Here is a 21,235-nt window from a genome sequence, read left to right as displayed (position 1 = left end):
GCTCATGCGCGGTCCTTTCTTATGGGGTCGGGCTGGTACCAATGCCAGTATAGTATAGTTGCTGAAAGGTATGCATAGTTTTGCATCAAGGTCCATGCGCGGCAATGCCGTCGTCTCATGGGGTGCGAAACCGAAGGCAAGGAGCAACGTACATGGCGGGCATCGGCATCGATATCGGATCGACGGCTACGAAGGCCGTCGTGGCGGACCTCTCGGGCGCTATCGCGTTCAAGTTGGTCATCCCTACGGGGTTTTCCAGCGTGGAAGTCGCCGAGCAGGTGCGCGGCACGCTTGCTTGCGAGGGCTTCGAGGTGGGCGAGACGCCGGTGGTCGCCACGGGATACGGCCGTGTCGCCGTTCCATATGCGAACAAGGTAGTCACCGAGATCACCTGCCACGCTCGCGGCGCGTTGGTGCTCTTCGGCGAAGACGGCACCGTCATCGACATCGGCGGGCAGGACACCAAGGCCATCGGCTTGGCCGGCGGCAAGGTGCGCAAGTTCGTCATGAACGATAAATGCTCCGCGGGGACCGGGCGCTTCTTGGAGATCATGGCGTATCGTCTGGGCGTAAGCCAAGCCGAGCTTGCTCGTTTGGCGGCGGCAGGGCAGCCTACCGTCATCTCCAATATGTGCACCGTGTTCGCGGAATCCGAGGTCATCTCCTTGGTAGGGAAGGGCGAGCCCCGTGAGAACATCGCCCGCGGCGTCATCGATTCGGTGGTGGCACGCGTGTGCACGCTGGTGGGGCAGGTCCCTGCGGCGCGCTATCACCTGACGGGCGGCCTGTGCGAAAACGAGTACGTCCGCTCGCGCTTGGAGGCCGAGCTGGGCGCCCCGGTAGGTTCATGCCCGGACGCACGCTTCGCGGGGGCTTTGGGCGCGGCTATCATGGCCGCCGAACTGGAAGGCGCAGCGTAGCGTTTTGCGCCGTTGTCGGCGTTGCTGCTCGCGGATGGGCTGTGCGGCTTGTGCCATGCAGTCCATCTTGTGCGTTTCGAGGGGCGCATCCGTCTTTCTCGATCTGCCTTCATGATGCTCTCAAGATTCCGGTGGAAACCGGTAACCGATATCACATTCAAACGATTGGGTATATGCCATGATCTATCTGGACAATGCGGCCACCACCATGCACAAGCCCCAGGCCGTCATCGATGCGGTATGCGGGGCCATGACGTCTTTCGGTGGCCCCGGGCGCGGTTCGCACCAGGCTGCGCTCGATGCGAGCATGGCGGTGTTCAGGGCACGTCAGGCGGTTTCCGACCTGCTCGACGCCTGGGGCGCCGGCAGCGTTTCGTTCGCCTTGAACGCTACCATGGCGCTCAACATCGCCATCGAGGGGCTGCTTCCTGCGGGTGGCATCGCGGTGACCACGGCCGCTTCGCACAATTCCGTGCTGCGTCCGCTCAATCGAGCGCGTGACGAGCGCGGCTGCCAGGTGCGCGTTGCCGCCATCCTGCCCGATGGCTCGCTTGATTGGGGATCCTATGAGCGTGCGCTTGTCGGCGCCAGCTTGGTCGCGGTCACGCATGCCTCCAACGTCACCGGCGATGTGTACGACATCGAGCGCATGTCCGCCGCCGCCCATAAGGCCGGTGCGCTGTTCATCCTCGATTCAGCGCAGACCGCCGGCGCATGGGCGTTCTCAGCATCGGGCATCGGCGCTGACGTCGTGTGCTTCACCGGTCATAAAAGCCTGTACGGGCCGCAGGGCACTGGCGGGTTGTGCGTGCGTCCGGGCATCGACATCGCGCCGCTTGTGGAAGGCGGGTCGGGCGTGCACAGCTTCGACGAGCGTCATCCGCGCTTCATGCCCGAGGCGCTCGAGGCCGGCACGGCCAACGCGCACGGCTTGGCGGGCCTTGCAGCGGGGTGCGCCTGGCTTGCGGAGCGCGGCGTGGCCGACGTGCAGGCGCACATCGAGGGCCTGGTGGCGCGTTTCCTGGACGGCGTGGCGGACATCCGTGGCGTGCGGGTGCTCGGCGGCGGATCGGGGAGGCGTTGCGGCATCGTGGCCGTCAACATCGGCGATGCCGATTCTGGCGAGATAGCCGACAGGCTCGCGCAGGGATGGGGCGTATGCGTCCGTCCCGGCGCCCATTGCGCACCGCTTATGCATACGGCGCTCGGCACGCAGCAGCAGGGGGTCGTGCGCTTCAGCTTCGGGGCCATGAACTCGCCGCAGGATTGCGACGATGCCCTGAACGCGTTGCGCGATATCGCAAGTTCGTAGCGTCGCCCGTCATGTTCCCGAACCCAACGCCATCCAGTTCCCGAAAGGACCTTCATGCGTATCCTCTGCATCTCCGCCCAAAAGCCCGATAGCACCGGCAGCGGCGTGTACCTGGCCGAAACGGTGGCCTCCATGGCCGCCGTCGGGCACCAGGTGGCCATCATCGCCGGCATCGACAAAGAAGATTCGCCGCAGCTCGCTCCCGGCGTCGAGTTCTTCCCGGTGCGTTTCCGCACGCCCGAGCTGCCGTTTCCCGTGGTCGGCATGAGCGACGTCATGCCCTACGAGGCCACGCGATATCGCGACATGACCCCGGAGATGGCCCAAGCCTTCCGCAGCGCGTTCGGGCAGCGCATCCGCCAGGCGGTGCTCGACTTCAAGCCCGATGCGATCATCTGCCACCACCTGTACCTGGTATGCTCCACGGCTTGCGACGTGCTTGACGACCTGTCCGGTGAAAATCGGTTACCGGCTGCGAATGGGCAGGGCGATCGAGCGGTTGGCCCGAAGGGGCGTCCTTGCCCGATCTGGGGCGTGTGCCACTCCACCGACCTTCGCCAGCTGCGCAACCACGACTTGGAGAAGGACCGCATCACGGCAGCTGTCCGCTCGCTCGATGGCGTGATGGCGCTGCACGAGGCGCAGAAGGCCGAAATCGCCGAGCTGTTCAACCTTCCCGCCGATCGCATCCACGTCGTGGGGACCGGTTACAACTCCCAGGAGTTCGCCCCTCGTGTTGGCCTGCGCGCCTCCCGGCCTTTGGGCGTGCTGTACGTGGGAAAGATCTGCCGGGCCAAGGGCGTGGAAAGCCTTATTCGCGCCATGGACCTGTTGCCGCTCGATCCGCAGGACGTGGAGCTTCGCTTGGTCGGCGGCTACAGCAACCAGGCGCAATATGATCGCATCGTCGAACTGGCTGGCCGCTGCCGTTTCCCGGTGGTTTTCGGCGGGCGCGTTTCGCAAGACGACCTGGTGCTTTCCTATAACCGAAGCCACGTGTTCGTCCTGCCCTCGTTTTTCGAGGGGCTGCCGCTTGTGACGGTGGAGGCGCTTGCAAGCGGGTGCCGTGCGGTGGTCACGAGCCTGCCCGGCGTTCGGCTGTGGCTCGATGCAAGTCTTCCGGAAGCCCCCGTTTCGTTTGTGGAGCCGCCGCGCATCGAGGGCGTAGACGTGCCTGTGCCAGAGGATCTGCCGGCCTTCGAGCAGCGACTTTCCGATGCGCTGCTTGAACAGCTTCAAGCGGCTGCGGCGCAGCCCTTGGAGGGAACCGGGCTCGACGCCACCGCCGTATCTTGGGATTCGCTGGCTGCCCGTATGACGGCGCTGGTCGGCTAGCGTTGATGCGCATCGCATCGGCGGGTGGGGCCGACTCGCCCATCTGCGCCCGCCGATTGCGTCTCGTTGCATAAAAACCAACCGCTCGGGTTGTTTTTTCGATATTCGGGGTTGTCAAACCGGGCCGGTCCGCATAAACTTCCAACAGTTCCTTTAAATGCGGTACAGAGAGACCGACAAGGTAACACCCGAATCGCTCGCTTTCACAAGAGCGGATCTGAGATGAAGCCTTTGTCAGCCGCAAAGGCGTTTTTTATGCCTTGCGACATGGCGTCAAGGTTCGGGCGGGCCGAAAAACTCGGCGGCTTTCCCGAAAGACGTGTCTGTCTGTACGCACTCGACTAGAGAAAGGGTGTGTATGACTGACGCAGGGACGGTCAAGAACGTCTGCATGGATGCAGACGAGATCGAGCGCTCTCTGGTGCGCATCGCGCATCAGATCCTCGAGACCAACAAGGGCGCGGACAACCTCGCGCTCGTCGGCATCGTCACGCGCGGCGATTTGCTCGCCAAGCGCCTGGCTGAGAAGATCGAGCAGATCGAGGGCACGAAGGTGCCGCTCGGCAAGCTCGACATCAGCTTCTACCGTGACGACTTCGCCACTCACTTCGCCCCCGAAGTGCATTCCACCGAAATCGATTTCGATATGGACGGCAAGGACGTCGTGCTCGTAGACGACGTGCTCTTCACCGGCCGTACCATCCGCGCCGCGCTTGACGCGCTCATGGACATCGGCCGCCCGGCCCGCGTGGAGCTGGCCGTGCTGGTGGACCGCGGGCATCGCGAGCTCCCCATCCGCGCAGATTACGTCGGCAAGAACGTGCCTTCCGCCGCACAGGAGAACGTGCGCCTGTTCCTAGAGGAAGTGGACGGCAAGTCCGAGGTCGAGATTCTGGAAATGTCCGACGGCGCGCACATCGGCGCCGCACCGCTGGGAGGTGAATAGGGAATGGCTTTCAACCATAAGCATCTTATCGACATCACGGAGTATTCCTCCGATGACATCATGGCCATCCTGGAAACGGCCGTGAAGTTCAAAGAGGTCAACGAGCGCCGCATCAAGCAGGTGCCCACGCTCAAGGGCTTCACCGTGGTCAACATGTTCAACGAGCCGTCCACCCGCACGCGCTCGAGCTTCGAGATGGCCGAGAAACGCCTGTCCGCCGCAAGCCTGAACTTCGGCGGCAGCTCCACCTCCTCGGTCAAGGGCGAGAGCCTGGTGGACACGGTGGAAACGCTGTGCTCCTACAAGATCGACATGATCGTCGTGCGTGACAAGCACGCCGGCGTGCCGCGCAAGATCGCCGATGTGTCCGGCGTCCACGTCATCGACGCAGGCGACGGCAAGCATCAGCATCCCACGCAGGCGCTGCTCGACCTGTACACCATCTGGCAGACCAAGGGTCGTCTCGATGGCCTGAAGGTCGGCGTCGTCGGCGACATCGGGCACTCCCGCGTGTGCGGCAGCCTCATCCCGGCTCTGAAGATCATGGGCTGCGAGGTCACCGCCATCGCCCCGCCCACGCTGCTGCCCGCACGTCCCGAGGTGCTTGGCGTCGACCACATCTCGCACAACATCGACGAGGTGCTCCCCGAGCTCGACGTCGTGTACATGCTGCGCATCCAGCGCGAGCGCCTCGAGGGCGCGCCGTACCCCAGCCTGCGCGAGTACAACATGCTCTACGGCCTCACCGAGAAGCGCAACAAGCTCATGCGCCCCGACTGCATCGTCTGCCATCCCGGCCCCATCAACCGTGGCGTCGAGCTGGATTCCTTTATGGCCGACCACCCGGAGCGTTCGGTCATCCTTGACCAGGTCTATGCCGGCATCCTGACCCGCATGGCCGCCCTGTACCTGCTGCTTGGAGGGAGCGAAGATGGCATTACTGCTTAAGAACGCGCACGTGATCGACCCGCAGGTCGGTCTGAACGAAACCGCCGACATCCTCATCCGCGACGGCAAGATCGTCGAGGTCGGTCAGGGTCTCACCCTGGAGAAGGGCGTCGAGCGCGACCTGGCTGGCAAGATCGTCGTCCCGGGCCTGGTGGACATGCATGTGCATCTGCGCGAGCCGGGTTTCGAGCAGAAGGAAGACATCGCCAGCGGCACCCGCGCCGCAGCCCATGGCGGCTTCACGGCGGTTTGCGCCATGCCCAACACCAACCCGGTCGTCGACAACGCCGTCGCCGTCGAGTATGTGAAATCCATCGCCGCTCAGGCCGGCAAGTGCCGCGTGCACGTGTCGGGCTCCTGCTCGCAGGGCCTGAAGGGCGAGACGCTCTCCGAGATGGGCGACATGGCCGCACACGGCGCCGTCGCGTTCACCGATGACGGCCGCGGCATCCAGGCGGCCGGCATGATGCGCCGCGTCATGGATTACGCCAGCCAGTTCGGCCGCGTGGTCATGAGCCACTGCCAGGACGAGGACCTGGTTGGCGACGGTCAGGTCAACGAGGGTGTCGCCTCCACGCGCCTGGGTCTTCTGGGCTGGCCGGCTGAAGGCGAGGAGCTGCAGATCGCTCGCGATATCGCGCTGTGCCGCCTGACCGGCTGCAAGCTGCATATCCAGCACATCTCCACCGCTCGCGGCCTTGACATGGTCCGTGCCGCTAAGGCCGAGGGCCTGCCGGTCACCTGTGAGGTCACCCCGCATCACCTGTTCCTTACCGAGGACAACATCGGCGACGATTACTCCACGGCGCTCAAGGTCAACCCGCCGCTGCGCACGGCTTCCGACGCTGAAGCCCTTATCGCCGGCGTGGTCGACGGCACCGTCGACGCCATCGTCACCGACCATGCCCCGCACACCGCATGGGAGAAGGACCGCGAGTTCGAGCTGGCGCCGTTCGGCATGATCGGCCTGGAAACCAGCCTGGGCTTGGTCATCACCAACCTGGTGGCCACCGGCAAGATCTCTTGGGAGCGCATGACCGAGCTCATGGGCGCCAACCAGCGCGCTATCCTGGGCGTGGAGCGTGTGGCCCTCGAGGCCGGCTGCACCGCCGACCTGACGGTCATCGACCCCGAGGCCGCCTGGACCGTCGACGCTGCGGACTTCTGCAGCAAGGCGAAGAACTCCGGCTTCATCGGGGCCGAGCTCACCGGCCGTGCAACCGACGTGTACGTCGGCGGCTATGCCACTATGGAAGACGGCAAGATCGTCGAATAGCGCGAAACTTACCAGCGCACAAACGAAGGGACGTCCCGGATGGAATCCGGGACGTCCCTTTTTGCGTTCGCATAGGTCAATTGTGCTGTTGCAGGTGATTCGCGCTACTTGTGCAGCGCCCTCGTTGCGAAACCGGGGATCATGAACACCATGGAAATGGCGAAACCGACCATCAGCACGGTGCTCAAAGGCAAGGTGTTGGCGATGGCGCTCATGGCGATGCTTACCACGGTGGACCCTACATAGCCGGTGAAGTTGATGAGCGACACCACGCTCGCGCTGTCGGCGGGGTCGCTGTAGCTGATGAGCATGTGCATGCTAGCCGACAGCAGGATGCCGGTGGAAACGCTGAACACGCCATCGGCGATCAGGAACGGCACCGTCACGCCCTTCGTCAACGTGAACCACAAGATCGCGTAAGTGACGCACAGCAATGCCGTGCCACCGTATACGGCGAAACGCGTGGTGGTGCGGGCGGACATAGGGCCGCCTAGGGCGCTCGGGGCCATGGCCAGCGCGAACATGAGTGCGGGAATAAGCGGGTCGGTTGACTGGAAGTACGTTACGGCAGCAGGCGTGGACAGCGATTGGAAGAACACGCCGGTGCCCCATGCCGCGATATAGCATCCTGCGGCAAGCGGGAACACTGGGCGAAGGTTTTTCGGTATATGCACGAGCGGCTTGATTGCCTTGCGGATGGTGATCCGCTGCGTGACCGTTTCCTGCGCAAACGGAAGCAGGACGGCGTTGAGCATCATCATCACGATGAGCACGGCGAACATGGGATTATAGTTGCGCGAGAACGTGGCGTATATGCCGATGCCTAAAGATCCGATCATCATGCCGATCAGGCATCCGGTGCTGGCGATGGTGGTGCCGAACGTGCGATAGCGCTGCGAGGTGCAGTCGAGCATGAAAGCCGAGGTTGCGCTCATGGTAAGACCGCACGATACGCCTTGCACCATACGGGCGATTTGCAAGGCGGCCCCGTTAGGCAGCCAGATGTAAAGCGCGCAGGCAAGCGAGCCGAATAGCAGGGCAGCGGCCACAAGCGGCTTGCGACCGAGCGCATCCGAGAGCGACCCTCCTACGAACAACGTGGTCAGCACGCCGGTAAGATAGGAAACCATGGTCAACGAGATGTCGGCGTCGGTCAGCCCCAGGGCAATCTTGTACTCGGCATACAGCGGCACAGGCACCGCCACCGCGGCGAAGGTCAGCAGCATGGCGCACGCCGCGATGATGGCGCTTCGCAAGTCTTTCGCGTTCGATGCTTCGCAGTTGTCGGTCATGTCCCCTCCTCGTCATTGCTAGCCCGTCGCATGGCATGGGGGAGCGTCGAAACGCATTTCCCTATCCGGAAGCGAAGGGTCTTTCGCTAACTGTTATCGTTGATGCTTGGCCATCGATATGCATCCCGGCACGATGGAGATGGCGGCCAGGAGCGCGATGAAGGCGTACACCGTTGCCAAATCGAATGTGGCGGTGAGCCCTGTTTGAATGGTTGAGACCACGGTCGACCCCACATAGCCGGTCAGGTTGGCAAGCGTCACCACGCTGGCGTTTTCCTGCGGGGTGGATGCGCTGATGAGCATATGCAGGCTCGAGGATAAGATCATGCCCGTAGTAATCGCGAACACCACCTCGAGCACCAGATAGGGGACTAAAAGCCCCAAAACCATGCACACCCCTAGCGCGATGATCGTGCCGAACATGATGATGTAGCCGACGACCATAGAAGGTCGCGTGCCCATGCGCGCCGAAACAGGCCCTCCCAACGCGCTTGGCGCCATGGCCAACGCCAGCACCAGGGAGGGGATGAGCGGGTCGGTTGCCCCGAAGTAGTCCACCGATGCCGGCGTGGAAAGCGACTGGAAGAAGAAGCCGACCGACCAGGTGGAGATATAGCCGCCGGCCACGATGGGGAGCAGCGTTCGAAGATGGGGCGGCACGTGCACCATCGGCTTCACGGCTTTTTTCCAGGTGATACGGTTGTGCACCGTTTCGGGCGTGAAGGGCAGCGCGAGCATCGTGACAAGCATGATCGCGGCCATGGCGGCGAACACCTGCCAATAGGCGGTGGAAACGGTGGCGAAAAATCCGACGCCCAGGGAGCCGACGGTGAGCCCGATCAAGTATCCCGTGCTTGCGATGGTCATGCCGAACGTGCGGTGGCGCTCCGAGGCGCAGTCAATCACGAATGCGGAGGTGGCGCTCATGGAGAGCGCGCAGGAAACACCCTGCACGAAACGAGCGAACTGCAGCATGGGGCCGCTTGACAGGCCGATGAACAACAGGCAGCCGGCAACGCCGCAGGCAAGCGCGGCGCCCACCGTGGGCCTGCGCCCGGATGCATCGGATAGCGATCCGGCGAAGAACAGGACGGAAAGCACGCCGAACAGGTACATGACGATGGTCATGGACACGTCGGAGGCGGATAGCCCCAGCTGTTGCTGCCACGTGGCGTAGAGCGGGATGGGCGCGGAGGCGGCCGCAAACACCGTTACCAAAGCCACCGTTCCCACGATGGCGCCTCGCATCGCGCCTGGAGGTTGGCTTGTCGCCTGTTCGTCGATTCCCATCGGTTCCCCTTCCCGATTCCGGAATATTTCCGCGTATATCGGACATCCTACTACGTATGGGAGGTTCCCCTCAATGAAAATGCTGCACGAAATCTGCGTCCCACCAGGGGTTTATGTGCGCCTGCACAAAAATGTTAAGCAATTCCAATGCATATTACGTTAACAACAGGTAATAAAACTGCATAAACAGTAGCGAACCATCTATTGAGATGTATACTTCTTCAAGTCCTTTAAGGGCGGTACGGAGAGACCGAAAAGGAATTTGGCAGGCGACGGTCGGCTTTCATCGCATGGTGTTCGGCCCTCGACTTCGAGGTTTCGGTCTTACGGAGTCGGTGCGTGCTTGCCAATATGAAAGGAGTTGCATGTGAGCAACATCGCAGAACAGCTGCTACGCGGGACCTCGAAGGGGGTTGGCGCGAGGGCGGCTTTGGCTTTAGAGGATGGCACGGTGTTTTTCGGCACCGCGTGCGGTGCTGCGGGGGAGGCTTTCGGCGAGATATGCTTCAACACCTCGCTCGAGGGATATTTCGAGGTGATCAGCGACCCCAGCTATGCAGGCCAGATCATCGCGTTGACCTATCCGCAGGTCGGGAACTACGGCGTGAACCTTGAGGACGCGCAATCGGGCAAGCCCGCCCTGCGAGGCCTGGTTGTTCGAGATATGTGCGCAACGCCGAGCAATTGGCGAAGCGATATGCCGCTTGCCGAGTATCTCAAGCGCAACAGCGTGATTGCGATCGAGGGCGTGGACACGCGTGCGCTCGTGCGCCACGTGCGCGATCATGGCGCCCAGCGTGCGGTCATCTCCACTGTCGACCACGATGCGCACAGCCTGCTGGCGAAAGTGCGTGCGAGCGAGAGCATCGTGGGGAAAAACCTTGCCGCCACGGTGTCGTGCGAACGCTCCTATGCGCATACCGCCGATGATGCGCCAAAGAGCGTGCGGTTCGCCTTGACCGAAGCGCCCGCTTCCCGCTTCCACGTGGTTGCCTACGATTGCGGCGTGAAGCGCTCTATCCTCGACGGGCTCGTGCGCGCCGGATGCTCGGTCACGTGCGTGCCGTGGGATACGCCGGCCGATGATGTGCTCGCGCAGCATCCCGATGGCGTGTTCCTAAGCAACGGCCCCGGTGACCCCGATGCGGTTTCGGGCACGTATTCCCAGGTGGAGAAGCTGTTGGGCAAGGTACCGATGTTCGGTATCTGCCTGGGACACCAGATGATGGGCAAGGCCGCCGGCGCTGATATCGAGAAGCTCAAATTCGGCCATCGAGGCGGCAACCATCCCGTGATGAACCTTCTCACGCGTCGCGTGGAGACCACGGCGCAAAACCATGGGTTCGGCGTGCTGTTCCCCAGCATGGGCGAGCTTGTGCCCGAACTGTCCGGCGGGCACGCCGAGCATCACGATGACCTGCGTTTCTGGGTGCGTGCCGGCATCGCCCCCGTTGTGAGAAACGAGCGCTTCGGGCGCATACAGCTCACCCATGTCAACCTTAACGACGGCACGGTGGAAGGCGTGGCGTTTTTGGACGTTCCCGCATTCTGCGTGCAGTACCATCCCGAGGCCGCCCCGGGCCCGACCGATGCGCACTATCTATTCACGGCGTTCGCGCGCTTGATGGAGGGACGCAAGGATTATCTTTACATCGACATCGCCGTCGACCGCTTGGCTGGCTGGCGGTTCGGTGCCGAAGCAGCGAAGGAGCCCGCGAATGCCTAAACGCAACGATATCGAAACCATTCTGGTCATCGGCTCGGGCCCTATCGTTATCGGCCAGGCGTGCGAGTTCGACTACTCCGGAACGCAAGCCTGCAAGGTGCTCAAGGATGAGGGTTATCGCGTGGTGCTGGTCAACTCCAATCCGGCGACCATCATGACCGATCCCGCCATGGCCGACCGCACCTACGTCGAGCCCATCACCGTCGAGTTCATCGAGCGGGTCATTGCTCGCGAGCATCCGGATGCGCTTCTGCCCACCTTGGGCGGGCAAACGGGCTTGAATGCCGCCGTCAAGCTGGCGGAATCGGGCATTCTGGAGAAATACGGCGTCGAGATGATTGGCTGCGACCTTGATGCCATCAACCGCGGCGAGGACCGTAAGCTGTTCAACGAGTGCATGGCGGAGCTTGGCATCGAAACGGCCCGCAGCGATTATGCATATCGCGTCGAGGATGCGCTTGCCATCGTGGAAAAGCTCGGATATCCGGTGGTTTTGCGCCCGAGCTTCACCATGGGCGGCGCCGGCGGCGGCATCGCGCACAACGAGGAGGAGCTGCGCTTGATCGTTTCGCAGGGCCTTGAGCTGTCGCCTGCCGGCGAGGTGCTCGTTGAAGAATCCATCGAAGGCTGGAAAGAATACGAGATGGAGGTCATGCGCGATAAGGCTGGAAACGGCATCATCGTCTGCTCCATCGAGAACCTTGACGCCATGGGCGTGCACACGGGCGATTCGATCACCGTCGCTCCTGCTCAAACGCTCAGCGATGTGGAATACCAGCGCATGCGCGCCGCAAGCCTCGCCATCCTCGAGAAGGTGGGCGTGGAAACGGGCGGCTCGAACGTGCAGTTCGCCGTGAACCCGGATAACGGGCGCATGGTGGTCATCGAGATGAATCCCCGCGTTTCGCGCTCGTCGGCGCTTGCTTCCAAGGCCACCGGTTTCCCCATCGCCAAGGCCGCGGCGCGCCTTGCCGTCGGGTATACGCTTGACGAAATTGTCAACGATATCACGAAGGCCACGCCTGCATGCTTCGAGCCTTCCATAGACTACTGCGTGGTGAAGGTTCCTCGCTTCGCGTTCGAGAAGTTCCAGGGCGCTGACGACGTGCTGTCCACGCGCATGAAGGCCGTCGGCGAGGTCATGGGGATCGGGCGTACGTTCGAGGAGGCGCTAGGCAAGGCCATGCGCTCGCTGGAAAACGGGCGCGCCGGCCTGAACGCCGACGGTAAATGCAAGGACGTGCTGGAGCAGGACGGCTTCGATGAGCTGGTCGGGCGTCCCACGCAAGACCGTATCTTCTATATGGCCGAGGCGCTTCGCCGCGGATGGAGTACGCAGCGGTTGCATGAGGTCACGGGCATCGATCCGTGGTTCATCGACCGTATGCGCGATATCGTCACCGTCGAGGAGAATCTTCGCGGCATGTCTCTTGAGCAGCTCGATGCGGACGCCTTCCGCCTGCTGAAACGCATGGGCTTGTCAGATGTGCAGATCGGACACCTCGTCGGCGCCGAAGAGCTGGAGGTACGTGCTCAGCGCAAGCGCCTCGGCGTCGTGCCGGCGTTCAAGACGGTCGACACCTGCGCGGCGGAGTTCCCCGGCACCACGGCATACCACTACAAAACCTATGATGCGGACGAAAACGAGGCCGTTCGCACGCCGGGTCGCAAAAGCGCCATGATCTTGGGTGCTGGTCCGAACCGTATCGGGCAGGGCATCGAATTCGATTATTGCTGCGTGCACGCCAGCTATGCGTTGCGCGATACGGGGTACGAGACGATCATGGTCAACTGCAATCCCGAGACCGTGTCGACCGATTACGATACTTCCGATAAGCTGTACTTCGAGCCGCTCACGTTCGAGGACGTCATGGACATCGTCGACATCGAGCAGCCCGAGGGCGTGGTGGTCACGTTAGGCGGGCAAACCCCGCTGAAGCTGGCGGCGGCCCTGCAAGAAGCCGGCGTCAATATCATGGGCACGAAGCCCGAGGCTATCGACCTTGCCGAGGATCGCGACAGGTTCCGCGCTGTATGCGACGAGCTTGACATCGCCTATCCGGCAGCTGGGCAAGCGACCACCATCGATCAGGCGCGAAAGGTCGCTGCCGACATCGGATTCCCGTTGCTCGTGCGCCCGAGTTACGTGCTCGGCGGTCGCGGCATGGGCATCGTCTACGATGACCGCCAGTTGAAGCGCTATATGGCGGAAGCGGCCAAAATCACGCCGGATCATCCGGTGTACCTCGACCGTTTCCTTGAGGGAGCCGTGGAGCTGGACCTTGACGCCCTGTGCGACGGCACCGAAACCTACGTTGGCGCAATTATGGAGCACATCGAGATGGCGGGCATCCATTCCGGCGACTCAGCGTGCTGCACGCCGCCGTTCTCGCTCTCCGACGCCATCCAGGCACGTCTGCGTTCCATCGCGCGCCGCCTGGCGCTCCGCTTGGGCGTGGTGGGCCTTCTCAACATCCAGTTCGCCATCAAGGACCAGGTCATCTACATGATCGAGGCCAATCCGCGCGCCAGCCGCACCGTGCCGTTCGCCTCGAAGGCCACCGGCGTGCCCTTGATGCAGGCCGCGGCCCGCATCATGGCGGGGGAGAGCATCGCCGATCTGCATCTTCCCAGCGACGAGCGTCGTCTTGACCATTTCAGCGTTAAGGAGGCGGTCATGCCCTTCGGTCGATTCCCGGGCGCGGATACCATCCTTGGACCTGAGATGAAGTCGACGGGCGAGGTTATGGGCATAGCGGAGAACTTCCCCTGCGCGTTCGACAAGACGCAGCTTGCCATCAGCTATAAGCTTCCCGAAGGGGGGACGGTGTTCGTGAGCGTGTGCGATCGCGACAAGCGCGGCATCGTGCCCATCGCGCGCGATTTCGTGCGCCTCGGCTTTCACATCGTGGCAACCGACGGCACTTCGCGCACGCTGCGCGCCGCCGGTGTAGACTGTACACCGGTTAAGAAGATCAGCGAAGGCGCGCCCAACGTGCTCGACATGCTAATAGCCGGCAAGATAGCCCTGATGATCAACACGCCGTTCGGCCATGCTACCCGCGACGACGGGTACGAGCTTCGCACCGAGGCGGTCAAGCACGGCGTTACGCAGATCACCACGCTTGCGGGCGCTCAGGCCATGGCCGCCGGCTTGGAGGCCATGCGCGCGAACGGTCTGACGGTGATCGCGCTTCAAGATCTCCCGCAGCATCTTTTGCCGCTTGAGGGCGATCCGGTGCAATAAGGCCTATGGACTTTATGGGCGTGCGGTCCGATAGTCCGGTTCGCACGCTCATGGTCATCGCGTTCGCTTAATGAGCCCCGTAGGAATGCGAGCCGATGGGGAAGAGGATGACGGGGCGGGCTTCGCGCAGCGGCGTTTTCGCTTGCTGTGCGAGGCGCCGTTCTCGTCGCCTTTTTTCGCCCATCGCATCTTATCTACCCCCGCATGGGCGCTTCGGGCGCGCTCGTGGTCCGTTTGCGTTCGAACTGTCGGCATTTTCCCCTGCCAGCTGCAGCAATGGTACAATCGCTTCCAACGTAGCAAGGGCCGCATCGCGGCCACCGTGACGGAAGGAGCCCTGTGGCGCTTGTGAACGAGCGGGTCCGCATTCTGGAGAACGAGTGCGTCGGCCCGAATCTGTATCTCATGACGCTTTCCTCGCCGGCCATCGCGGCCGCGATCGAACCCGGTCAGTTCGTGCATATGAAGATTCCCGGAATGGAAGGCCATGTGCTGCGCCGCCCGTTCTCGGTGTACGCGGCCGATACGGCCGGCGGCACGCTCGACGTGCTGTACCAAACGGTGGGTTTCGGCACGAACCATCTTGCCGCGCTCGCACCTGATGTGGCCAACGAAATCGAATCCGCCGAGCTCATCGGGCCGGTCGGTCGACGCTGGCAGGCGCCCGCCGGTGCGCAGCGCGCACTGCTCGTGGGCGGCGGCGTTGGCGCGGCCCCGTTGTTCATGCTGTGTCAGGAGCTCGTCGGTTCGGGTGTGCACGTGGACGTGGTGCTCGGCGCGCAGACCGCCGATGCCCTCGTGTGCCTGAAGCGCTACGAGCAGCTTCTGTCCCGCGATGTGCGCGTGGCAACTGACGATGGCACGCTCGGTCGAGAAGGCTTCTGCACCTCTTTGGTCGAAGAGGCCCTTGCCGCCGGCGTCGACGGGAAGCCGTATCAGTACGTGGCGTGCTGCGGCCCTGAGCCCCTCATGAAGATCGTGGCAGGTCAGGCGGTCGGTGCTGGCGTGCCGTGCCAGATCTCCCTGGAAAAGCGCATGGCCTGCGGCGTGGGCGCGTGCCTGTCATGCGTGGTCGATACGGTCGACGGCAAGAAGCGCTCGTGCGTCGACGGCCCGGTTTTCGATGCTGAAAAGGTGGTGTGGTAGATGACTGCAACCCCCATGCTTCCCGCAACCGCGGCCCCCACGAACGTGAACATGGCCGTCAACCTCGGCGGGCTTTCCATGAAAAACCCCGTGACCACGGCATCTGGCACCTTCGCCGCCGGCCGCGAGTACTCTGACTTCGTGGACGTCTCCGCCTTGGGCGCCGTCACCACAAAGGGCGTCTCGCTTAACGGGTGGGAGGGCAACGCCTCCCCGCGCATCGCAGAGGTTCCTTCGGGCATGCTCAATTCCATCGGCCTGCAAAACCCCGGCGTCGAGCATCTGAAGGCCTGCGAGCTGCCGTGGCTTGCCGAGGTGGGCGCAACCACCATCGTCAACGTTTCCGGTCACAGCTTCGACGAGTACGTTCAGGTCATCGAGGCGCTCGAAGATGCACCCGTCGACGCGTACGAGGTCAACATCTCGTGCCCGAACGTCGATGCCGGCGGCATGACCATCGGCACGCACGTAGAGTCCGTCGAGAAGGTGGTGGGCATGTGCCGTCAGGCTACCGCCCGCCCGCTCATCGTCAAGCTCACGCCCAACGTCACCGATATCGCCGAGATCGCCCGAGCCGCCGAGTCCGCCGGCGCCGACGCAATCTCGCTCATCAACACGCTCATGGGCATGGCCATCGACGCCGATCGTCGCTGCACGCTCACGTCGCGTCCTTTCGCCGGCTTCTCCGGTCCCGCCATCAAGCCCGTGGCCCTGCGCTGCGTGTGGCAGTGCCATAACGCGGTGAAGGTGCCGCTTCTGGGCATGGGCGGCATCTCGAACGGCACCGATGCCGTGGAGTTCCTGCTCGCCGGCGCCACCGCCGTGGCGGTGGGCACCGCGAATTTCGTCAATCCCCAGGCAACCATCGACGTCATCGACGGCATCGCCGAGTATTGCGAGCGTCATGGCGTCAAAGACGTCAACGAACTGATTGGAGCGTTGCAATGCTAACCACGTTTTCCGATATCCCCGAGCGCGACCGCGTCATCGTCGCCCTTGACTGCGACATCGAGGAGGCCTTCGAGCTGGCCGACAAGCTGCAGGGCAAGGCCACGTGGATGAAGATCGGCATGACGCTGTTCTATGCCAACGGCCCTGCGGTGGTGTATGCTCTGAAAGAGCGCGGCTTCAAGGTGTTCTTGGACCTGAAGTTCCACGACATCCCGCATCAGGTCGAGGGCGCGGCGTATTCGGCGGCCGCTAGCGGCGCGGACATGATGACGATGCATACCATCGGCGGCGTCGCCATGATGAGCGCGGCGCAAAAGGGCGCCGAGCGCGCGGCTGCCGAATACGGTTTCGACGTGCCCATCACGTTGGGCATCACTGTGCTCACCTCCATGAGCCAGGCCGCCCTGGCCGACACCGGCGTTACCCGTCCCATGTCCGAGCAGGTCAACGTGCTCGCTGAGCAGGCCAAGCGTTCCGGCATCTCCGGCGTCGTGGCGTCTCCGCAGGAAGCAGCCATGCTTCGCGAGGTGCTCGGCCCCGAGGGTTATATCGTCACGCCTGGCGTGCGTCCCGCTGGCAGCGCCTTGGGTGATCAGTCCCGTGTCGCCACGCCCAAGCAGGCCTTCGAAAACGGCGCATCGCACATCGTCATCGGCCGTCCCATCATGCAGGCCGCCGATCCGGCTGCCGCCTTCGACGCCATCGTGGCCGAGCTGGACTAGTGGGAATTTCGCGCGTTCGTGGCATAGCTGGCATCGTTCGTGCATAATGTTTTGTCGCTGAATAAGGGCGCCTTTGCGTTAGATTCAGAGGAATCCCAGGTGCAGGGCCATTTTTCTGCGAAAACTTTTTTGTGATTTGGGTAACTGGTTGTTGTCGATGACGGTTGACGTGCTAGTATCACGACAACGCTTGATTTACACGAAGGAGATTACTGATGGCTATTCCCCAACTCAGCCCTGAAGATCGTCAGGCGGCCCTTGAAAAGGCCAAGGCTGCTCGCATCAAGCGCGCTCAGGTCCGTGATGATCTCAAGGCCGGCAAGCTCACGCTTGCCCAGGTGGTCGATATGAAAGACGACCCGGTCATCGGCCGCATGAAGGTCTCCACGCTCATCGAAACCCTTCCCGGCTACGGCAAGGCCAAGGCCGAGAAGGTCATGAAGGAGCTGCAGATCGCCGAAAGCCGCCGCCTTCGCGGTCTTGGCGAGCGTCAGCAGGTCGCGCTTCTCGAGCGTCTGGGCTAGGCAGTGCGCCGCGGCAATCTGTTCGTCATCTCCGGGCCATCAGGTGCTGGCAAAGGCACGCTGGTGGCCCGACTTGTGCAGGCGGTTCCCGACGCGTGGGTCTCGGTTTCGGCCACCACGCGCAGCCCCCGCGCAGGCGAGGTCGACGGCGTTCATTACCAGTTCAAAACCAAGGAGCAATTCCAGCAGCTCATCGATTCCGACGGCCTGCTCGAATGGGCGGTGTACGGGTCCAACCATTACGGTACGCCCAAGGCCAGCGTTCTGGAGCATATGGCCGCAGGCCAGCAGGTCATCCTTGAAATCGATGTGCAGGGGGCGTTCCAGATCAGGGAAAAGGTGCCCGAAGCCCACCTGATCTTCATCGAGCCGCCTTCCATGGAGGTGCTCGAACAGCGCCTTCGCGGACGCGATACTGAAACCGAGGAAGTCATCCAGCAGCGTCTTGCGGCTGCGAGGGTGGAGCTTTCCCGCAAAATGGAGTATGATATACAGCTTGTGAACGATAATCTTGACGAAGCTGTTTCGCAGCTCGTCTCATATGTGAACGAACAAGCCGAGAAAACGCGAGGTTAACTACCCTATGAGCATCATCGAACCCAGGATCACCGACCTTCTGGACGCAACCGATAACGACCGTTTCCTGCTGTGCGCCCTGGCATCCAAGCGCGCCCATGACATCAACGACATGATGCGTGGCCAACGCGATCGCGCCATCCAGCTGCAAACCGCCGTCGAGATCGCTAAAGCTGCAGATAAGAAGCCGCTTTCCATGGCCTTCTCCGAAATCGCCCGCGGCGACGTTTCCTACGATCCGGAAACCATCGACGCCGAGAACCACTAAACCTTTCTACGCCAAGCAGTTTTCGTTTGACGTGTGAACCCTCTGGCGTCCTGCGCCTGCCTACGCTGATCATTTGCCGCATTGTTCGTGTGATGCAAGCAGCGTAAAGGCTTGCAGGACGGCAGAGGGTTTGTTCCGTTTACCCGCTTACCGTATGTTTCGAAGGGTTGTTCATATGACCGAATTCCAGCGCATTTGCCTGGTCCACTATCACGAAATCGGGCTGAAGGGCCACAACCGCTCCACGTTCGAGATGCGCCTGCTCAAAAACCTTGAGGCGCTGCTCTCCGATTTCGATGTGGTGACTATTCATCGCATCTCCGGCCGCCTTTGCGTGTTTCTGCGCGAGGGCACTGATTGGGAGACCGAGAAACGTTGCGCCGACTTCATCCGCAAGGTGCCCGGTGTTGCCCGCGTATCCTCCGGTTACAAGTGCGAGCGCGATTTGGCGCAAATGGAGCAAGCAGCGCTGGCGGCCATGGCCGACGTCGATGATTTCACCAGCTTCAAGGTGCAGGCTCGTCGCAACCACACCGACTTCGAAGTCGGTTCCATGGATATGAACCGCATCATCGGCGCTGCGCTGTGCGAGGCGCACCCCGAAAAGCAGGTTCAGATGAAGAACCCCGACGTGGTGGTGGGCGTTGAAGTGGTGCAGAACGCTGCTTACGTATACGCTCGCAGCGTGCGCGGCGTCGGCGGCCTTCCGGTTGGAAGCTCGGGCAAGGTTGCCTGTCTGTTATCCAGCGGCATCGACTCGCCGGTGGCAACGTGGCGCATGGCGCGTCGCGGCGCCGTGTGCATCGGCGTGCATTTCTCCGGCCGTCCGCAAACCAGCGACACCAGCGAGTATCTGGTCGACGATATCGCGCATGTGCTTGAGAAGACTGGATGCATCGGCCGCGTGTATGTCGTGCCGTTCGGCGATTACCAGCGCGAGATCTCGTTGACGGTGCCTCCTCAGCTGCGCGTCATCATGTATCGCCGCCTTATGTTCAAGGTTGCGCAGGAGATCGCTCGTCGGGAAGGGGCGAAGGCCCTGGTAACCGGTGAGTCGCTCGGCCAGGTGGCTTCGCAAACCTTGGATAACATCCGCTGCACCGATGCGGCGGTGGATATGCCGGTGTTCCGTCCCCTCATCGGCACCGACAAGCTTGAGATCATCGATATGGCCCAGCAGGTCGGCACGTTCGAGATCTCGTCCCAGGATGCCCCCGATTGCTGCACGCTGTTCATGCCGCGCAACCCCGAAACGCATGCGCAGCTCGAGGATGTGCTTGAAGCTGAGTCGGCGCTTCCTATCGAGCAATGGGTGTCCGAGCTCGCCGACGCCGCGGAGCCGCACGACTACAAGTGCCCCGGCTACAAGAAGAAAAAGCCTCGCAAGGAATAGCGTTTCCAGCGAATATCGCCATGGGTCGGCGCCTCATTTTCAGGCGCAACATGAGATGCAAGCGAGAAGGCCGCGCTTTTTGCGCGGCCTTCTCGCGTGTTCGGCAATACGCAAGCAAGACTCGGCATGTTGTGCGGTCATCGAAATTGATTACAGGCGCGTATCGAGTGGAGCTGATTTGCGAGAGTCGATCGGTCACTTGAATTCGTTTGCCGTTGGCTTTTGATGCATGGAAAGGTTTCTTGTCGTTGCTTCGAGACGCTCTCGAACTTCCAACGACATTTCGTGGTGCTTGGAAGACGCGCGTCTCGGATTTCTTCTTACTCATCCTGCAAGGTTTATGCGACTAAGACCGGCCTTTTCGACAAGGGTTGTGCAAGATGGCGGAGCTATGCTTTCCGAAATCAAGGAAAGGGGCTCTTATGGATTTCGTTCGGTACGCGGATTCGGTTCGTGCCAAGCTGCATATGGGAGGCGCTCGACTTCCCGTGGTGATCGGCATCACGGCTGCGGCGATTTGCGTTTTGGTTGCAGGCGGTGTGGGCTTAGCTTCGGTGGTCGCGCCGGATTCCGCTTTCACCGTTGAGAAAGCCGACGTTTCGTACGATGAATCGGAGCAGGCTAATCCTGCGCAAAGCGAGAGTGCTGCTCTGTTTGTGCATGTCGGAGGGTCGGTCGCCAATCCCGGGTTGTATGAGCTTGCCGGCGATGCGCGGGTGCAGCAGGCCGTCGATGCAGCAGGTGGTTTTGCCGAGGACGCTGCCGTTGATGCGCTCAACCTTGCCCGTCAGGTGCAGGATGGGGAGCAGATCATCGTTCCCAGCTTGCAACAAGTTACCGGCTCTGGGGCGCCTGTTTCATCGGATTCCGGTGCGCCTGCGGCGTCATCAGGTGGGGCTTTCGTAAACGGGAAAGTCGACATTAACACGGCAACGGTCGATCAGCTGCAGCAGCTCAATGGGGTAGGGCCTGCATTGGCTCAGCGTATCGTTGCAGACAGGCAAGCAAACGGCCCGTTCAAAACCGTTGAAGACCTCAAGCGGGTATCCGGTATCGGCGATAAGAAGTATGCTTCGTTGGCGGATTCGATTTGCGTCGGGTAGGCGCCGCTCAAAGCGAGCTGCTTTGGGACTTGGCTGTTCCTGACGACCGGGTCGTGGAGGACGATGTATCGTTTCCCTCGCGTCCTGCTATCCCTCCCGTGCTGGCATTTGCGCTAGGCGTTTGGGCGGGATGTGTTGCCGCTTTGCTCTGGGCGCGTTCCCTTTCGGTCGTCGTTTGCGCTGCGTTATGCGCGGGTTCTCTCATTGGTTGCGGATGTTGCCTCTGCCTGCTTTGGCGTTATCGAAAGCACCTTCTTGCG

General features: G+C 62.2%; 18 protein-coding genes. 16 read left to right on the top strand and 2 right to left on the bottom strand.

The features are described 5' to 3' along the window. Nucleotides 1-152 precede the first annotated feature (152 nt). From Q0G75_RS02450 to Q0G75_RS02425, 6 genes are all read left to right on the top strand, one after another. Nucleotides 153-920 carry an acyl-CoA dehydratase activase gene (locus Q0G75_RS02450; RefSeq protein WP_294414725.1) on the top strand — a complete coding sequence of 256 codons (768 nt, stop codon included), beginning with the start codon at nt 153-155 and terminating at the stop codon, nt 918-920. A gap of 178 nt (nt 921-1,098) precedes the next feature. Then, a complete protein-coding gene (locus Q0G75_RS02445) occupies nt 1,099-2,232 on the top strand; it encodes an aminotransferase class V-fold PLP-dependent enzyme (RefSeq protein ID WP_294414724.1) in 1,134 nt (377 codons plus the stop codon). Between the two features lie 54 nt (nt 2,233-2,286). After that, a complete protein-coding gene (locus Q0G75_RS02440; protein ID WP_294414723.1) occupies nt 2,287-3,567 on the top strand; it encodes a glycosyltransferase family 4 protein in 1,281 nt (426 codons plus the stop codon). Between the two features lie 358 nt (nt 3,568-3,925). Beyond that, complete coding sequence (gene pyrR, locus Q0G75_RS02435) at nt 3,926-4,513, top strand: bifunctional pyr operon transcriptional regulator/uracil phosphoribosyltransferase PyrR (protein WP_042434078.1); 588 nt, start codon at nt 3,926-3,928, stop codon at nt 4,511-4,513. A 3-nt stretch (nt 4,514-4,516) separates the two neighbouring features. Beyond that, the gene (locus Q0G75_RS02430) at nt 4,517-5,461 is read left to right on the top strand and encodes an aspartate carbamoyltransferase catalytic subunit (protein WP_294414722.1); all 945 of its coding nucleotides are present in this window, start codon (nt 4,517-4,519) and stop codon (nt 5,459-5,461) included. Continuing rightward, on the top strand, nt 5,445-6,737 hold the full coding sequence (locus tag Q0G75_RS02425; protein WP_294414721.1) for a dihydroorotase: 1,293 nt from the start codon (nt 5,445-5,447) through the stop codon (nt 6,735-6,737). Before Q0G75_RS02430 ends, Q0G75_RS02425 begins: the two co-directional genes overlap by 17 nt. A gap of 104 nt (nt 6,738-6,841) precedes the next feature. On the opposite strand, the gene Q0G75_RS02420 is transcribed toward Q0G75_RS02425, so the two are convergent. Beyond that, entirely contained in the window at nt 6,842-8,029 is a 1,188-nt protein-coding gene (locus Q0G75_RS02420) for an MFS transporter (RefSeq protein ID WP_294414720.1), read from the bottom strand. A gap of 93 nt (nt 8,030-8,122) precedes the next feature. Further along, nucleotides 8,123-9,319: an MFS transporter gene (locus Q0G75_RS02415; protein ID WP_294414719.1), complete on the bottom strand. Its 1,197-nt coding sequence runs from the start codon at nt 9,317-9,319 to the stop codon at nt 8,123-8,125. A gap of 367 nt (nt 9,320-9,686) precedes the next feature. Between Q0G75_RS02415 and carA the strand changes: the two genes are divergently transcribed. The 10 genes from carA (at nt 9,687) to Q0G75_RS02365 (ending at nt 20,975) form a co-directional block, all read left to right on the top strand. Continuing rightward, complete coding sequence (gene carA, locus Q0G75_RS02410; RefSeq protein WP_294414718.1) at nt 9,687-11,045, top strand: glutamine-hydrolyzing carbamoyl-phosphate synthase small subunit; 1,359 nt, start codon at nt 9,687-9,689, stop codon at nt 11,043-11,045. Continuing rightward, nucleotides 11,038-14,292, top strand: coding sequence for a carbamoyl-phosphate synthase large subunit (carB, locus tag Q0G75_RS02405; RefSeq protein WP_294414717.1), 3,255 nt, complete (start codon nt 11,038-11,040; stop codon nt 14,290-14,292). The genes carA and carB overlap by 8 nt, the downstream gene beginning before the upstream one ends. Nucleotides 14,293-14,631: 339 nt before the next feature. After that, a complete protein-coding gene (locus Q0G75_RS02400) occupies nt 14,632-15,438 on the top strand; it encodes a dihydroorotate dehydrogenase electron transfer subunit (RefSeq protein WP_294414716.1) in 807 nt (268 codons plus the stop codon). Further along, the gene (locus tag Q0G75_RS02395; RefSeq protein WP_294414715.1) at nt 15,439-16,389 is read left to right on the top strand and encodes a dihydroorotate dehydrogenase; all 951 of its coding nucleotides are present in this window, start codon (nt 15,439-15,441) and stop codon (nt 16,387-16,389) included. Continuing rightward, the gene (gene pyrF, locus Q0G75_RS02390; RefSeq protein ID WP_294380290.1) at nt 16,383-17,111 is read left to right on the top strand and encodes an orotidine-5'-phosphate decarboxylase; all 729 of its coding nucleotides are present in this window, start codon (nt 16,383-16,385) and stop codon (nt 17,109-17,111) included. Before Q0G75_RS02395 ends, pyrF begins: the two co-directional genes overlap by 7 nt. Nucleotides 17,112-17,326: 215 nt before the next feature. After that, a complete protein-coding gene (gene mihF / locus Q0G75_RS02385; protein ID WP_042434102.1) occupies nt 17,327-17,635 on the top strand; it encodes an integration host factor, actinobacterial type in 309 nt (102 codons plus the stop codon). Between the two features lie 3 nt (nt 17,636-17,638). Next, nucleotides 17,639-18,211 (top strand): guanylate kinase, encoded by a 573-nt coding sequence (gmk, locus tag Q0G75_RS02380; protein ID WP_294414714.1) that lies wholly within the window; start codon nt 17,639-17,641, stop codon nt 18,209-18,211. Nucleotides 18,212-18,218: 7 nt separating this feature from the next. Continuing rightward, on the top strand, nt 18,219-18,479 hold the full coding sequence (locus Q0G75_RS02375; protein ID WP_042434108.1) for a DNA-directed RNA polymerase subunit omega: 261 nt from the start codon (nt 18,219-18,221) through the stop codon (nt 18,477-18,479). 175 nt (nt 18,480-18,654) lie between these two features. Further along, nucleotides 18,655-19,872, top strand: a complete 1,218-nt coding sequence (gene thiI, locus Q0G75_RS02370; RefSeq protein ID WP_294414713.1) for a tRNA uracil 4-sulfurtransferase ThiI — start codon at nt 18,655-18,657, stop codon at nt 19,870-19,872. A gap of 422 nt (nt 19,873-20,294) precedes the next feature. Then, nucleotides 20,295-20,975 carry a ComEA family DNA-binding protein gene (locus Q0G75_RS02365; RefSeq protein ID WP_294414712.1) on the top strand — a complete coding sequence of 227 codons (681 nt, stop codon included), beginning with the start codon at nt 20,295-20,297 and terminating at the stop codon, nt 20,973-20,975. Nucleotides 20,976-21,235: the final 260 nt, after the last annotated feature.

Origin of the sequence: uncultured Senegalimassilia sp. (assembly GCF_934636665.1) — a bacterium.
In the GTDB taxonomy this organism is placed as follows: Bacteria; Actinomycetota; Coriobacteriia; order Coriobacteriales; family Eggerthellaceae; genus Senegalimassilia.
Note: the sequence above shows the minus strand (reverse complement) of the source record. Positions and strands in the feature narration are given on the sequence as shown.

Coding starts and splice junctions, on each gene's coding strand:
- Q0G75_RS02450 (WP_294414725.1), top strand. CDS start 153: ATGGCGGGCATCGGCATCGATATCGGATCGACGGCTACGAAGGCCGTC.
- Q0G75_RS02445 (WP_294414724.1), top strand. CDS start 1,099: ATGATCTATCTGGACAATGCGGCCACCACCATGCACAAGCCCCAGGCC.
- Q0G75_RS02440 (WP_294414723.1), top strand. CDS start 2,287: ATGCGTATCCTCTGCATCTCCGCCCAAAAGCCCGATAGCACCGGCAGC.
- pyrR (WP_042434078.1), top strand. CDS start 3,926: ATGACTGACGCAGGGACGGTCAAGAACGTCTGCATGGATGCAGACGAG.
- Q0G75_RS02430 (WP_294414722.1), top strand. CDS start 4,517: ATGGCTTTCAACCATAAGCATCTTATCGACATCACGGAGTATTCCTCC.
- Q0G75_RS02425 (WP_294414721.1), top strand. CDS start 5,445: ATGGCATTACTGCTTAAGAACGCGCACGTGATCGACCCGCAGGTCGGT.
- Q0G75_RS02420 (WP_294414720.1), bottom strand. CDS start 8,029: ATGACCGACAACTGCGAAGCATCGAACGCGAAAGACTTGCGAAGCGCC.
- Q0G75_RS02415 (WP_294414719.1), bottom strand. CDS start 9,319: ATGGGAATCGACGAACAGGCGACAAGCCAACCTCCAGGCGCGATGCGA.
- carB (WP_294414717.1), top strand. CDS start 11,038: ATGCCTAAACGCAACGATATCGAAACCATTCTGGTCATCGGCTCGGGC.
- Q0G75_RS02395 (WP_294414715.1), top strand. CDS start 15,439: ATGACTGCAACCCCCATGCTTCCCGCAACCGCGGCCCCCACGAACGTG.
- pyrF (WP_294380290.1), top strand. CDS start 16,383: ATGCTAACCACGTTTTCCGATATCCCCGAGCGCGACCGCGTCATCGTC.
- mihF (WP_042434102.1), top strand. CDS start 17,327: ATGGCTATTCCCCAACTCAGCCCTGAAGATCGTCAGGCGGCCCTTGAA.
- Q0G75_RS02375 (WP_042434108.1), top strand. CDS start 18,219: ATGAGCATCATCGAACCCAGGATCACCGACCTTCTGGACGCAACCGAT.
- thiI (WP_294414713.1), top strand. CDS start 18,655: ATGACCGAATTCCAGCGCATTTGCCTGGTCCACTATCACGAAATCGGG.
- Q0G75_RS02365 (WP_294414712.1), top strand. CDS start 20,295: ATGGATTTCGTTCGGTACGCGGATTCGGTTCGTGCCAAGCTGCATATG.